Below are 14,551 nucleotides of genomic sequence, written 5' to 3' on the forward strand. Positions count from 1 at the left end.
GGGTAACCCTCCTTTTATCCTTCACTATTACTGTCGAAGTTCAGTAATGCGCTTTTCTACGTTTTTTATCATCTCTTCAAATTTTATTTGTTTTTGTTTTTCTTCTTCCACTAGTGCTGCCGGTGCTTTTTCAAGAAACCCTTTATTCTTAAGTTTTCCTTGTACTCGTTTAATTTCACCCTGTAATTTTTGCTCTTCTTTTTCTAGACGTTGAATCTCTTTTTCTATATCTACTAATTCTTCCAAGGGAATGAATAGTTCAGCTCCAGCAAATGATATGGAAACAGCTTGCTCTGGCACCATTTTTTTTGATTCGAGGAAATTTAGGCCTGACACAGATGCCAAGCTGGTTAAATATGGAGCTCCTTTTTCCAGCGTATCTTTTAGCTCTTTTCGGGCATTCAATACCATTAATGCTGCCTTTTTCGAGGCTGGTACATTCATATCAGCCCTGATATTTCGGATGCTTTTAATCACTTGAACCAGTTGGCTCATTTCTTCTTCCGCTTCAGGGTTAATCCAGTTTAATTGCGTTTCTGGCCATGGTTCTACCATGATATTTCCACGTTCCCCAGGTAAATTTTGCCAAATTTCTTCTGTAATAAAAGGCATAAAAGGATGTAATAGCTTCAAAATAGTTTGGAGCACTTCCATTAGAACTGCTTGTGCTGTATATCGAGCTCCTTGGTTGTCGCTATACAACCGAGTTTTACTCATTTCAATATACCAATCACAATATTCATTCCAAGTAAAGTCAAAAACTTTTTGCAATCCCAATCCAAGTTCAAACTTATCCAAGTTAGATGTTATTTCTTGTTCAACTCGCTGTAATCTGGATAGAATCCACCGGTCTTCAAAGGTCAACTCATGTTCTCCTTGTCTGAGAAGCGGCATCTCATCATCTACATTCATTAATAGGAAGCGGGTAGCATTCCATAACTTGTTGGCAAAGTTTCTACTGGCTTCCAATCGCTCATCATGAAATCGAAGATCGTTGCCTGGGCTATTTCCTTGAATTAGGGTAAAACGAAGGGCATCCGCTCCATATTCATCGATCACTTTAAGTGGATCGACACCATTCCCCAGTGATTTACTCATTTTACGACCTTCCGCATCCCGTACTAATCCGTGTACTAAAACATGTCTAAAGGGAACATCCTGACATATTTCTAAACCACTAAACGCCATTCGCACTACCCAGAAAAAAATGATATCATATCCAGTTACCAATACACTAGTAGGATAGAATTTCTCAAGTTCTTTTGTTTTTTCTGGCCACCCTAAGGTTGAGAATGGCCAAAGGGCAGAACTAAACCAGGTATCCAGTACATCCTCATCTTGAAGAATATGATTTCCCTTACACTGGGAACATTCTTCTGGTTCTTCTCGAAGCACCATCATTTCACCGCAATCCTGACAGTAATATGCCGGAATTCGATGCCCCCACCACAGTTGCCTTGAGATACACCAGTCGCGGATATTTTCAAGCCAGTGGAAGTATATTTTACTAAACCTTTCTGGAACAAACTTTGTCTCCCCATTTTTCACTGCATCTATGGCAGGTTTTGTAAGAGGATCCATATGCAAAAACCATTGCTCCGATGTAATTGGTTCCACCGCAGTATCGCAACGATAACACTGACCTACGTTATGCACCCTTTCCTTAACTGCAACCAGCAACCCTAGGTTCTCCAGATCTTCCACCATTTTTTTTCGTGCTTCGTATCGACCCATCCCCTTATATGGCCCACCATTTTCATTTATGCTAGCATCCTCATTCATGACTTTGATTTGTGGTAGATCATGACGAAGTCCTACCTCAAAATCGTTAGGATCATGTGATGGTGTAATTTTAACAGCGCCAGTACCAAATTCTGGATCTACATACTCATCTGCAATAATCGGTATCTCACGATTCAATAACGGAAGCACCACCGTCTTTCCGATTAAATGTTTATAACGTTCGTCTTCTGGATGAACAGCCACTGCCGTATCTCCTAGGATGGTTTCTGGTCTTGTTGTTGCAATTTCAATGTAAAGAGTTTCGTCTTTCAAAGGATAATTTACATGCCAAAACTTTCCGCTTTTTTCCTCATGTTCTACTTCGATATCTGAAAGTGATGTTTTACAATCAGGACACCAGTTAATAATACGATTTCCACGATAAATCAAGTCTTTTTCATAAAGACGCACAAAAAATTCCTTAACGGCCTTATTACATCCTTCGTCCATGGTAAATCGTTCACGAGACCAATCGCAGGAATTCCCCAATTGCTTCATTTGGTCTACAATTTTACGACCATAATTATCACGCCAATTCCATGCTTCCTTTAAAAAGCCATCTCTACCAATTTCTTTTTTGCTAAGGCCTTGTTCCTGTTTAATTTTATCCACAACTTTTACTTCCGTAGCAATACTAGCGTGATCAGTTCCTGGTAGCCAAAGTGTTTCAAAGCCACGCATTCTTTTGTAACGAGCAAGAATATCTTGCAATGTCTGATCTAGTGCATGTCCTAAGTGCAGCTGTCCTGTAATATTAGGTGGTGGCAATACAATACAAAAGGGTTCTTTTTCGGAATTTGGATCAGCCTTAAATAAATCTTTGTCCATCCAGTCTTTATAAACTTTTTTCTCAAAGCTTTTGGGATCATAGTTTTTTTGTAATGTTGTTTCCATCATTTATACCTCCTAAATCTATTATTCAAAAACAAAAAAGCCTTCTCTTCCTTATAACCATAAGGACGAAAAGACTTCGCGGTACCACCCTATTTCCTTACATCTATCCCAATGCAAGACTCTCTTTTGGAGGATAACGGTTCCACTCCGTCTGAACATACACACATTGCTTCCGTTCAGATGCTCTGAAGTTACTTTAGCAACCAGTCATCTTAAAACCTTTCAGCCAAGGGTTTTATTCTCTGTAGATTCTTTTGCTGCCTACTCTTCTTCATCATCGCTGATCCTTATAACTATTTTATTGACCTCATTATATCTTTTTTGTTTTTTTTGTCAAGGTCATCCTTTTTGACTAGAATTGCTGTGGCTCAATCTCTTTAATATCCTTTGTTTAAATCCACCAGGTTAATCATATTACCATTTCCACCTTGATATACCCGTAAATTATTTTGCAATATAGGCATAAACTTTTCCATGTATTTCATGGATTCTCCGCACATATGGGGCGTAATCACCACATTCTCCATTTTCCATAAGGGACTGTCTTCTGGTAAAGGTTCTGTCTCAAACACATCTGATACCAGCCCTCTAATGGCACCAGTTTGTAATGCTTCAATCATATCTTCTTCATTAACCGTACCTCCTCTTCCCATATTAATAAGACATGCCTCTTTTTTCATAATGGAAAATAAGGATTTATCGATTATTTTTTGTGTTTTATGTGTTTCTGGCAGCAGATTGATAATGTAGTCACTCTCTTTAAAGATCATCTCTATCTCTTCTATGCTTACTACTTTCTCCACATATGGAATCGTATCTGGGCTATTCTTTATTCCAATGACCCGCATTCCCATTAAGGATGCTTTTTTTGCCACTTCCTGACCAATACTGCCCAGTCCTAAAATTCCAACCGTAGCGCCAAAAATCTCGTTTTGAGGTACTTTTCTAGACCAAGTATGGTGAAGTTGATTACGCATCATACAATGAATATTTCTTGCTAGCATAATCATGCTGGCAATAGCATACTCTGCCATATGAATCCGATGTACGCCTTTTCCATTGGTTATAATGACGCCTTTTCCATGAAGTTCTTTCAGCGGAAATGCATCCACCCCAACGCTCAAGGCTTGAAGCCATTTTAGCTTTTTCCCTTTCTGGATCACCGCGGCATCGCAAGGAAAAGTTACCACTACATCTGCATCTTCAATGACCTCTTCTAACTGTTCTGGTTTGTTGACAAATACAGTTTTTTTAAACACTTCTGGATCTATCAAATCATTTATTGCTTTTTCTGAATAGGATAAATATGCAGGGATGTTAAATACTATTTTACTCATTGTAGGCTCCTTTCAATAGAGACATAGGTCTACATCTTCACTATAGATTACACCTATCATTGCTTTTTACAGACGAAGGATAACTTCATGAAACCAAGGTCTTATTTCATTTTGAATGGAGATTAATTCTTCTTTGGGATAAGGTGTTAATTGATGCTTTCCTGCCAAAACATTTTGTCCATCTCTAAAATTTTGTATCACAAATTTCTTTGCTCCTTTTAGCCAAAATGCGATTTTGATGAGGTCTTCTCTATCCAACAATTCACGACAAACCGTTGTTCTGAACTCGTATGAATGAACGCCTTCCGTGATGAGATCGATACTCTGTTGAATTGCTTTTACATCAACTTCCAACCCTGCAACTTGATTATACTTTTCCATGGGTGCTTTTACATCCATGGCAACGTAGTCCAGGAGTCCTTGTGCTATCATTTCTTCTAATGCTTCAGGCTTGGTTCCATTGGTGTCTATCTTTATTTTATAGCCCATCTTACGAATTTTGGTGGTTAGTTCAATCAAATTCTCCGATAACAAACATTCCCCTCCAGATAATACAACCGCATCCATTAAATGAGCTCTTCTAGATAATTCTTTTAACGTGTCTTCTTCCTCTAGGCTTGGACCTTTAAAGGAAATAAGTTCTGCATTATGGCAATAGGGACATTTTAAATTACACCCTCTGAAAAAAAGCACCGTCGATAATCCGTTAGGATAATCAATTAAAGATGTTTTTTGAATTCCTCCAATTGGCATTGTACCACTCCATTCAGATCCATCTTTCTTTATATTATATTATTCCTGTGCTACGAAAAGCAAATACAAAAAAGGTCATGGTCAAAACCGACAAAAGGGTGCTAATCATAATAATATTAGAAGCTAGATCTTGGTCTGCATTCATGGCAGCTGCCATAATAAAAGATACTGTAGCCGTGGGAACGCCAGTCAGTACATAGATCAATACAATATCTTCACCAGAATATCCCATGAATACTGCCGCAACCACTGCAAAAAACGGCAATATGATTAGTTTAATGCCACTAGCTAAAAGAGCTGGCATCATATTTTGGGAAATATGACGGAAACTAAAAGAAGCTCCGATCGCAATTAATGCTAAAGGCGTGGCAACAGAGGCAAAATAATGTATCGTTCTGTCCATCACCAAAGGCATTTCCACCGGTAGTAAGGACATGCCAATCCCTGCCGTAATGGCTATAATAAGAGGGTTTTTAGCTATATCTCCCAATGTATTGAGAAGACGAATGTGGCTGTCTTTCTTTTTACCAGCATAAGTAAGGATAATCACAGACAGTATATTGTACAGTGGAACTATGATGGCAACAGCTAAGGGCCCCTTCAAGGCAATTCTCCCAAGAATGTTTTCCATTAATGAAAATCCAATATATAGAAAATTACCTCTGAAAGCTCCTTGAGCAAAGGCTCCTAGCTGATGAGCGTCCCGTATCAAAAAACTACCTACTATCCACGAGAAAACAGCCCCACCCACCGTAGCCACGGCTACAAAAATAATGAACCTAATATCAAAATACTCTTGTATAGAGGTTCTAGAGACATCATAAAAAAGTTTTGCAGGTAATGCGACATAAAAAACCATGAAGTTGGCTTGTTTAATAAAGTGATTATCAATCAGTTTTTTATATTTCATCAGATAACCAATGCACATCACTAAAAAAATAGGCAATGCTGTTGATATGCTAAAGAAAAAGTTTTCCACCATTAGTTGTCTTCCTTTTCTGAATGAAGTAATAAGTACCTCTCTTTAACCAGCCAGACTTTTTTTAGATCCTTTTGCAGGCACTTCAGTAGAAACATCCTTTTGTGCCTCAATACTCTCTTGCGGTTCAAATTCTACTCTGTCTTTAAACTCTTCTTTTTTTCCTTTGTTCCAAGATTGTACTGGTCGATGAAACCCTACCACTCGAGTCCACACTTCTGTATCTTCACCACAATCAGGACATTGGAAATGCTCTCCTTTAATATAGCCATGCTGCTGACAAATGCTGTAAGTCGGTGTAATAGTCATATATGGCATATGAGAGTTTTCAAAACTTCTTTTTAAGAGAAGCTTTGTTGTTTCTACATCTTTGATTTCTTCACCAATAAATCCGTGGAAAACCGTTCCTCCAGTATATTGTGTTTGGAGTTTTTCTTGAGCTTCAATGGCTTCAAAGATATCCTTGGTATGACCCACTGGCAATTGAGTGGAATTGGTATAATATGGTTCTTCTGTTCCCTGGGCAATAATTCGAGGGTACATGGCTTTATCAATTCTGGCAAAACGGTAGGAGGTTCCTTCCGCAGGGGAGGCCTCTAAATTCCATAGACTCCCTGTCTCTTCTTGAAATATTTGAATAACCCTATTCATAAATTCCATTATTTCTATTGCAAATTCTTGCCCATTCTCAGTTGTGATATCTTCTCCCATCAAATTCAGACACGCTTCGTTCATGCCATTCAAGCCAACGGTTGAGAAGTGGTTTTTAAAATATTCTCCTGTAGCCTCTTTAACTCCTTGTAAATAAAACCCAGAATATGGGTAAAGGCCTGCTTCCATATAATTCTCCAAGACAACTCTTTTCTCTTCGCAAATTTCCTTCGCTAACTCCATCAGCTTACGGACCTGTCGCTTGAAATCCTCCATGTTTTCTGAAGTATACCCTATTCTTGCCATATTCAGGGTTACTACATTGATAGAGCCGGTCATAGGATTTGCTCCAAATAAGCCGCCACCTCTTTTTCTTAGTTCCCGATTATCTAAGCGAAGTCGACAACACATACTCCGAATATCTTCTGGTGCCATATCCGAATTCAAGAAGTTGGCAAAATACGGAGTTCCAAATTTTCCAGTCATTTCCATAATAGCATCGGCAACTTGGGAATCCCATGGAAAATCAGGTGTTATATTAATCGTTGGAATCGGAAAACTAAATGCTCTTTGAGCTCCATCTCCCTCCATCATCACTTCACAAAACGCTTTGTTAAATAAATCCATCTCTTTTTGAAATTCACCATAGGTTTTATCAACGGTTTCACCGCCAATAATTGCTGGCTGATTCTTCAGTAAAGGATGCGGTGCAATGTCTAAGGTAATGTTTGTGAATGGAGTTTGAAATCCAACTCGCGTTGGTATATTTAAATTAAAAACAAATCGCTGCAATGCCTTTTTTACTTGGCTTAAGGTTAATCCATCATAATAGATAAAGGGCGCTAGGTACGTATCGATACTGGAAACTGCTTGAGCTCCTGCGGATTCACCCTGCAGCGTATATAATAAGTTTACCAATTGTCCTAGTGCTGTTTCAAGGTGTCTTGGTGGTTTTGATTCCACTTTTCCTTGAGCCCCTTTAAATCCTTTTTTAAGAAAATCTTCCATATCCCATCCACAGCAGTAGGGCGCTAGTAACCCCAAATCATGTATATGAAGATCTCCTCTGATATGAGCATCCCTTAATTCCTTGCGATAAATTTTGTTAAGCCAGTATTTCGAACTAATCGATTCAACAATATGATTGTTTAACCCCTGAAGTGAAAAACCCATATTGGCATTTTCATTAACACGCCAATCATCCAGATTTACATATTCTTCAACCATTTCTTCCGCATCCATAAATAGATTCTTAACTTCCCGAATCTCTTCTCTTTTTCTTCGATATATAATGAATGCCTTGGCTGTCTTTGCATGCCCCTCTTCTATAAGCACTTTTTCCACCAAATCTTGAATGTCCTCTACAGATGGTATGCTAGCCCTATAGGTTTCATTAAGGATATCCACTACCTTTTTCGCCAGCACTCCTGCTCGTATTTCATCATCTCCACCTACTGATTTTGCTGCAGCAAAAACAGCATCTTTTATTTTCGTTTTTTGAAAATCGACAATTTCGCCGTTTCGTTTTTGTATTTTTGTTATAGCCAATGTATAGAGCCTCCCTTATTTAGTGTGAATCATGTTTTTCGATACTACATATAGTATACTTTAACGGATTTTCTACTGTTTTCAAAACGCTGTATTTCGTCAAATTTCAAATTCTAAACTGTCATTCTACGTTTTTCATCCTCTATCCTTTATTTTATAGCATTTACATTTACTGGTAAAATTTAACCGTTGACATATGCGATTCCTCTGATGTCTGTTGTTATTACTAAATAGTAAGAGCCCTTATCTAATTCCTTCTAAGGGCTCCTCCGATAAAAAAATATTTTAGTCATGATCGACTTTCGCTTTATGAATTTTTTCAACTTTATCCGTTAACTCAGTCCACCGTTCCAGTGTCGACTCTAACTCCATTTCCAAACGTTCCTTTTCTTCCACGCACTCTTGCAATGCCATAAAGTCCGCCTGCTTAACTTGCATATCTTCATCGATTCTAATCATCTTTTCTTCTAGACTTCCTATCTTTTCCTCAATAGTGTCATATTCTCGTTGTTCATGAAAGCTAAGTTTCCCAGGCATCTGCGTCTTTTTCCGTTCAGTCTTTTCCTTATGTTTCTTTTTCCCATGCTGCAAGGGTGGTTTATTTTCATTCTCTCTTTTCAACGTTTCCATCCATTGACTACAATTCCCGTGGTACTCTTCAATTTTTCCGCTTCCATCTAAAACCAACAACCGATCCGCTAATCGATCCAACATATACCGATCATGGGATGAAATTACTACGGTTCCTTGGAAAGACAACAAATAATCTTCCAGCAATGTTAGGGTGTATAAATCAAGATCGTTGGTCGGTTCATCTAAGATCAGAAAATTAGGTTCTTCCATTAATTTACGCATTAGATAAAGCCTTCTTTTTTCCCCTCCAGATAAACGCTCTACTTTACTCCACTGTTTTTCCGGAGAAAATAAAAATCGTTCCAATAGTTGAGCAGCAGAAATGCGTTCCTCCTTCTCTACGGTCATATACTCTCGACCTTCCCGAGCATATTCCAAAACCCTTAGATCAGGGTCTATCCCACCACTTTCTTGGTCCAAATAAGCTGTTTTCAGGGTTTTTCCCCAAGTAATGTCACCTGCCGTAGGGTTAATTTTCCCTGCCATCAAGTGAAGCAATGTGCTTTTACCCGTTCCATTGGATCCAACTAAACCAACTATTTCACCTGGTTTTAACAAAATATCTGCTTCCTCAATGATTGGCAGCCCTTTTTCATAGGAAAATGAAACTTTTTTCATTTCTAAGACCTGCTTTCCCAGTCGTTTTTGCAAGACTGGAATATCAATCCGCTGCTCTTCCTGATGAACTTTTTTTTCTTTTAAGTTTTCAAATCTCTGTATTCGAGCTTTTTGCTTGGTACTTCTAGCCCTAGCACCTCTTTGAATCCATGCCAGCTCTTTTTTATAAAGCGTATGAATACGTTCTTTTTGTTTTTGCTGGTGATTGATCATCTCTTGTTTGTTTTCTAAATATTGCTGATAAGATCCAGGAAATAACGTTAATATCCCTTGGTCAAGCTCTGCAATAGAACCAATCGTCCGATCTAAAAAGTAACGATCATGAGTTACCATAACGATGGCAGCTTTGCGCTGTAGCAACCATTCTTCTAACCATAAAATCATCGTTAAATCCAAATGATTGGTAGGTTCATCTAAAATAAGCAAATCTGAAGGTTGTGCCAGTGCCCTAGCCAAAGAAACTCTTCTTCTCTGGCCTCCTGAAAGTTGAGCAATCGACCGATCGAAGTCTTGCATCCCCAGTTTAGTCAAAATCGTTTTAGCCTGCGTTTCCAAATTCCAAAGATCTTTCTCTTCTATCTGTTGATGCAGTTTTTGCCATTCTTTCACAGAAGTTTGATGGTTAGGATTTTCTTCCATTGTTTTTAAAACACGATTGTATTCGGATAACAATTGCATATCAGGATCATCACTTTTCATGACGGCTTCCAATACAGTTTCATGGCCTCTCCCTTCAGTATTCTGAGAAACCATTTGAATTCTGCATTTTGGATGCACAGATACTTGACCAAGATCTGGTTTCAGCTCTCCTGCCAACATTTTCAGTAAAGTTGTTTTCCCTGTACCATTAGCACCTATAATGCCAAGTTTTGTCTCTGGTCCAATATAAAGTGTTGCATTCCTAAGTATCGGCTGCACTCCATATTGATGGGTTATGTTTTCCAAGCTCACATAGTTCATCGGTTTTCCTCAATTCTATTTTCAGTTGCTCTAAGGCTATTTTCCCATTGTTTTCCAGTTGCTTTAGAAGCAACTCTCTGCTCTTAATAAGCCGTTCAGGATGATTGCTGGAATCGAGGAGCCATACCTTCGTAGGAACTTCACAAGAGTTGTCTTTCGGGGTTTTTTTCAACATTCGAAGGGTTTGTCTTACAGTCCCAGCATTCCCATCATAAATCACTGTTTCATTTGAAAATTTATACTTCCATTGGTCTTTAATCAGCACATAATGTGTGCACCCTAGCACCACGCCATCAAAATCCAAGGATTCATATGGTTCCAACAATTGATCTACCTTTAAGTCTACCTGAGGGGATCCTGGACCATATTTTTCTATTTGATCCACTAGGCCATGGCATGGCAGCCTAACAATTTCATGCTGATCATCAATGGAATCTATCAAGGCGGCAAACTTTTTCTCTCTGAGGGTGAGGGCTGTTGCTGCTACTAAAATCCTACTGGATGCTCCTAATTTCACAGCAGGTTTGACAGCCGGTTCCATGCCTATAATCGGAAACTCAAAGGTATTTCTCAAGACTTTCACAGCGGCACTTGTTGCCGTATTACAGGCAATGACCACCGCCGCTACAGATTGCTTTTTTAAGTATTTTAGGCTCTCCATGGTATACTCCAGCACTTTACTAGGAGTTAACTCCCCATAGGGAGCATTTTTTGAATCGCTCAGAAAAACAAAGGTTTCTCCTGGCATGGCTTCAATGAGATTGGCTAATACACTAATCCCTCCATAACCTGAATCAAAAACACCAATAGAGCCATGTTCTACTTTTTCCATTTTGCTTCCAGCTCCTGCCCCATTGATTCCGTACCTGGTTTTTCCAAAAGAGCGAACATATTTTGTTTATATGCTTCCACACCCGGTTGATCGAAGGGGTTTACTCCTAACATATAGCCACTAATAGCACAGGATTTTTGAAAGAAGTAGAGCAAATACCCCACCCAATAAGCACTTCTTTCTGGTATCGACAGGATTCCGACTGGTACTCCACCGTCGATATGAGCCATTATGGTTCCTTCTAAGGCTTTTTTATTGATTATAGCTATTTCTTTATTCTTAAGATAGTCTAATCCGTCTTCCTTATCTCCAGTATCTGGTACACATATGGTAGATGTACTTGTTTCAAATTGCAAGACGGTTTCAAATAGGATACGCCGTCCATCCTGAAGGTACTGTCCCATAGAGTGTAAATCCGTTGTATAGTGAAGGGAGGCAGGGAAAATTCCTCTTCCATCTTTCCCTTCACTTTCTCCAAATAACTGTTTCCACCATTCACTAAAGTAGTGAAAAGACGGATCGAAACTTGCTAGTATTTCAATTTCTTTCCCTTGCTGATAAAGCAAACTCCGAAAAGCAGCATACCGATATGCTGGATTTTCTCTGATATCCCTATCCTTTAATTCATCAACTGCTTTTTGTGCTCCCAGTAGCATTGCATCAATATCTATACCAGAAGCTGCAATAGGCAACATCCCCACAGGTGTTAAGACAGAATACCTTCCTCCTATATCGTCTGGGATAACAAAGGATTCATATCCTTTGTTATCGGCCAAATTTTTCAACGCACCTTTTCGAGCATCTGTTGTCACAAAAATACGTTCCCGACTAGCTTCCTTTCCATACTTAGACTCCATCAATTGTCGAAGGATTCTAAATGCAATGGCAGGTTCTGTTGTAGTGCCAGATTTTGAGATTACATTAATAGAAAAGTCTCTCTTTTGTAGCCAATCCGACAAAGCTTCTAAATAGTGGCTATCCATATGGTGACCAGCAAAAATGACCTGCACTCCCTCTTGGCATCCCTTACTTTCTCGGAAAATTTGTTCTGGGTGTAAAAGCTGTAAAACAGCCCTTGCTCCTACATAAGAGCCTCCTATGCCTATAACAACCAGTACTTCAGATTGTTTCTTAATCCTTTCTGCTGCTTGCTTTATTCGATGCCACTCAGCTTGATTCATGCTGTAGGGCCAATCAATCCAGCCTAAAAACTCATTTCCTGGCCCTTTTCTTTCATGCAGCATTTCATGAGCCAAATCAATATGTGGTTGTAGCTTTGGCAGCGAGGAAAGTGGCATCTTCTGTGCTGATTGGTTAAAGTCAAAATTAATTGTCTTCATTGTATCCTCCTATTCACCCACACGATTTCTCAGTTCTCCTAAACCTTCCACTTTGCAAATCACTTGATCCCCTTTACATAAATATTTTGGCGGATCAAAGGCCATTCCAACGCCAGAAGGCGTGCCCGTAGCAATCATATCCCCTGGTTCTAAGGTGAATCCTTTGGAAAAATCACTAATCACATAGGGTAGATCAAAGATAAAGTTTTTTGTATTGGAGGATTGTCTCGTTTCATCATTCACTTGGCAACTCAGTTCCAAGGTCAGTGGTTCTTTAACCATTTCTCGATGAAGGATAAAAGGACCCATCGCTGTAAAGGTATCTAAACTTTTCCCTCGAAGCCATTGCGTATGAGCAGCCTGTAAATCTCGGGCGCTAAGGTCATTCATAATCGTATACCCAAAAACATAGTCATATGCTTTTTCTGCTGGAATATTTTTCCCCCGCTTCCCTATTACCGCCACAACTTCCACTTCGTAATCAATCATATTAGTCACCAAATTCTGTGGATCAATCACCGCATCTGGTCCAACAATCTCCGTGGCCATTTTCCCAAAATAAATTGGTGCTTTAGGGGTAGGGGTAGATTTTGCAAAGGATTCCTCTAGTTCATCTGCATGATCCTGATAGTTTAAGCCAAGACAAATAATGTTTCGATATGGTCGTGGAATTGGTGCCACTAAGGTGTATTTTTCAATGGGCTCTGCTTCACTTCTTGGATGATTTAAAAAACTTTTCACTTTTTCCAAGGCCACTGGATCTTGTTGTCTAATAAAATCTAGCATTGTTTTGGGTGCTTCTTCACCAAAAATCTGTTGAAAAAAGAAAATCCCTTGGTCATCTTTTGACAATACACCAGGTTTTTCTTCTCCCTCATAGGATGTTGTCACAAATTTCATTGTCCCACTCCTTTCATTTGACTGTTTCTCATTGTATTGATTTCATTCTACTGTTCTCTTCTTAAAAGTTAATTACATCTCGTCTCATATATACATTTAGAGCCAGACCAAGGGCCATAAAGTTTGTTAGCATAAAGGTACCACCATGACTAATAAATGGTAATGGTTTTCCCGTCACTGGCATTAATCCAATGGCCATGCCTACATTAATGAAAATATGAACCGCAAACATACAGACAACCCCTACTACTAAAAACATTCCAAAATCATCTTTTGCATTCATGGAAATATATACCAGCTTAATTAACATAGCGATAAATAAAAAAAGAAGGATCAGCGCTCCTATGAAACCTAGTTCTTCTGCAATAACTGAAAACACAAAATCTGTATGTCTCTCTGGCAAAAAACCATATTGACTTTGTGTACCGCTATACAGTCCTTGCCCTCTTAACATCCCAGCTCCTACGGCTCGCTTAGATTGAATAATTTGATAACCAGCACCCATGGGATCAATTTCCGGATTCAAGAAAATGAGAATACGAGTCCGTTGATAATCTTCTAATATGTTCCAGAAAATCGGCATGCTTAACAGACCTGTAATGGCTCCAACGAAAATATACTTATATCGAATTCCCGCCATAAACAAAACGCCTACTAAAATAGAGCTCACTACCAACGTAGTGCCTAAGTCAGGTTGCATCATGATCAAACTGAGAGGAAACAACATAAACCCCAGTATTTTAAATAGCGTGAATGGCTGATTAATATGATCCTGCTGATCGTCAACAATTTTAGCTAAGCATATAATGAGTCCAATTTTCACAAAATCTGCTGGTTGAAATCCAATTCCTCCGATTCGAATCCATCTGCTAGCACCCCAATCTTCCTGGCCTACGCCCACCAAAAGAACTATTAATAATAATGCATTGCTAATTACATAAATAGGTACCGCTAATCTTTTCAATGTTCTATAATTGATAAGAATCATTCCTACCATTGCCATTAAGCCAATTAAAACAGATGTTATTTGGCTTCTCACAAAATGAGCCGCTCCTAGCCGATGATTCAATGTGGAACTAGAAATAATCACTACTCCATAAACACATATCAATAGAACTATAAAAATTAGGCTGAAATCAATTTTTTTGAAAAGCTTAAACTCGTTTTCCATCTTATTCACCTCAAGTATTTGAGCCTATGTCTTTAGACACAGACCTATTCTTCACTCAGTTTATACCAGTTTACCTCTGTTTGCAACTGATATACCTAGAACTCTAAGTAGAAAAAGCCACGAAATATTCGTCGCTTTTTCTTGTTTTACCTA

General features: G+C 38.8%; 10 protein-coding genes and 1 other annotated feature. All 10 genes read right to left on the reverse strand.

From position 1 onward, the window contains the following. Positions 1–27: 27 nt before the first annotated feature. Entirely contained in the window at positions 28–2,679 is a 2,652-nt protein-coding gene (locus ACZ47N_RS02115) for a valine--tRNA ligase (RefSeq protein WP_464887494.1), read from the reverse strand. Positions 2,680–2,734: 55 nt separating this feature from the next. Then, positions 2,735–2,963, reverse strand: a binding site (T-box leader). Positions 2,964–3,053: 90 nt separating this feature from the next. Then, the gene (locus ACZ47N_RS02120; protein WP_464887495.1) at positions 3,054–4,013 is read right to left on the reverse strand and encodes a D-2-hydroxyacid dehydrogenase; all 960 of its coding nucleotides are present in this window, start codon (positions 4,011–4,013) and stop codon (positions 3,054–3,056) included. A 66-nt stretch (positions 4,014–4,079) separates the two neighbouring features. After that, on the reverse strand, positions 4,080–4,766 hold the full coding sequence (locus tag ACZ47N_RS02125) for an anaerobic ribonucleoside-triphosphate reductase activating protein (protein ID WP_464887496.1): 687 nt from the start codon (positions 4,764–4,766) through the stop codon (positions 4,080–4,082). A gap of 34 nt (positions 4,767–4,800) precedes the next feature. After that, a complete protein-coding gene (locus ACZ47N_RS02130; protein WP_464887497.1) occupies positions 4,801–5,748 on the reverse strand; it encodes an AEC family transporter in 948 nt (315 codons plus the stop codon). 42 nt (positions 5,749–5,790) lie between these two features. Then, positions 5,791–7,944: a ribonucleoside triphosphate reductase gene (locus ACZ47N_RS02135; protein WP_464887498.1), complete on the reverse strand. Its 2,154-nt coding sequence runs from the start codon at positions 7,942–7,944 to the stop codon at positions 5,791–5,793. A 285-nt stretch (positions 7,945–8,229) separates the two neighbouring features. Next, positions 8,230–10,155, reverse strand: a complete 1,926-nt coding sequence (locus ACZ47N_RS02140; RefSeq protein ID WP_464887499.1) for an ABC-F family ATP-binding cassette domain-containing protein — start codon at positions 10,153–10,155, stop codon at positions 8,230–8,232. After that, positions 10,097–10,987: a glutamate racemase gene (gene murI / locus ACZ47N_RS02145; protein WP_464887500.1), complete on the reverse strand. Its 891-nt coding sequence runs from the start codon at positions 10,985–10,987 to the stop codon at positions 10,097–10,099. The genes ACZ47N_RS02140 and murI overlap by 59 nt, the downstream gene beginning before the upstream one ends. Beyond that, positions 10,975–12,327, reverse strand: coding sequence for a glucose-6-phosphate isomerase (locus ACZ47N_RS02150; protein WP_464887501.1), 1,353 nt, complete (start codon positions 12,325–12,327; stop codon positions 10,975–10,977). The genes murI and ACZ47N_RS02150 overlap by 13 nt, the downstream gene beginning before the upstream one ends. 9 nt (positions 12,328–12,336) lie before the next feature. Continuing rightward, positions 12,337–13,227, reverse strand: a complete 891-nt coding sequence (locus tag ACZ47N_RS02155; RefSeq protein WP_464887502.1) for a fumarylacetoacetate hydrolase family protein — start codon at positions 13,225–13,227, stop codon at positions 12,337–12,339. A 61-nt stretch (positions 13,228–13,288) separates the two neighbouring features. Further along, positions 13,289–14,398, reverse strand: a complete 1,110-nt coding sequence (gene rodA / locus ACZ47N_RS02160) for a rod shape-determining protein RodA (RefSeq protein ID WP_464887503.1) — start codon at positions 14,396–14,398, stop codon at positions 13,289–13,291. Positions 14,399–14,551: the final 153 nt, after the last annotated feature.

This window comes from Tindallia texcoconensis (assembly GCF_055383815.1).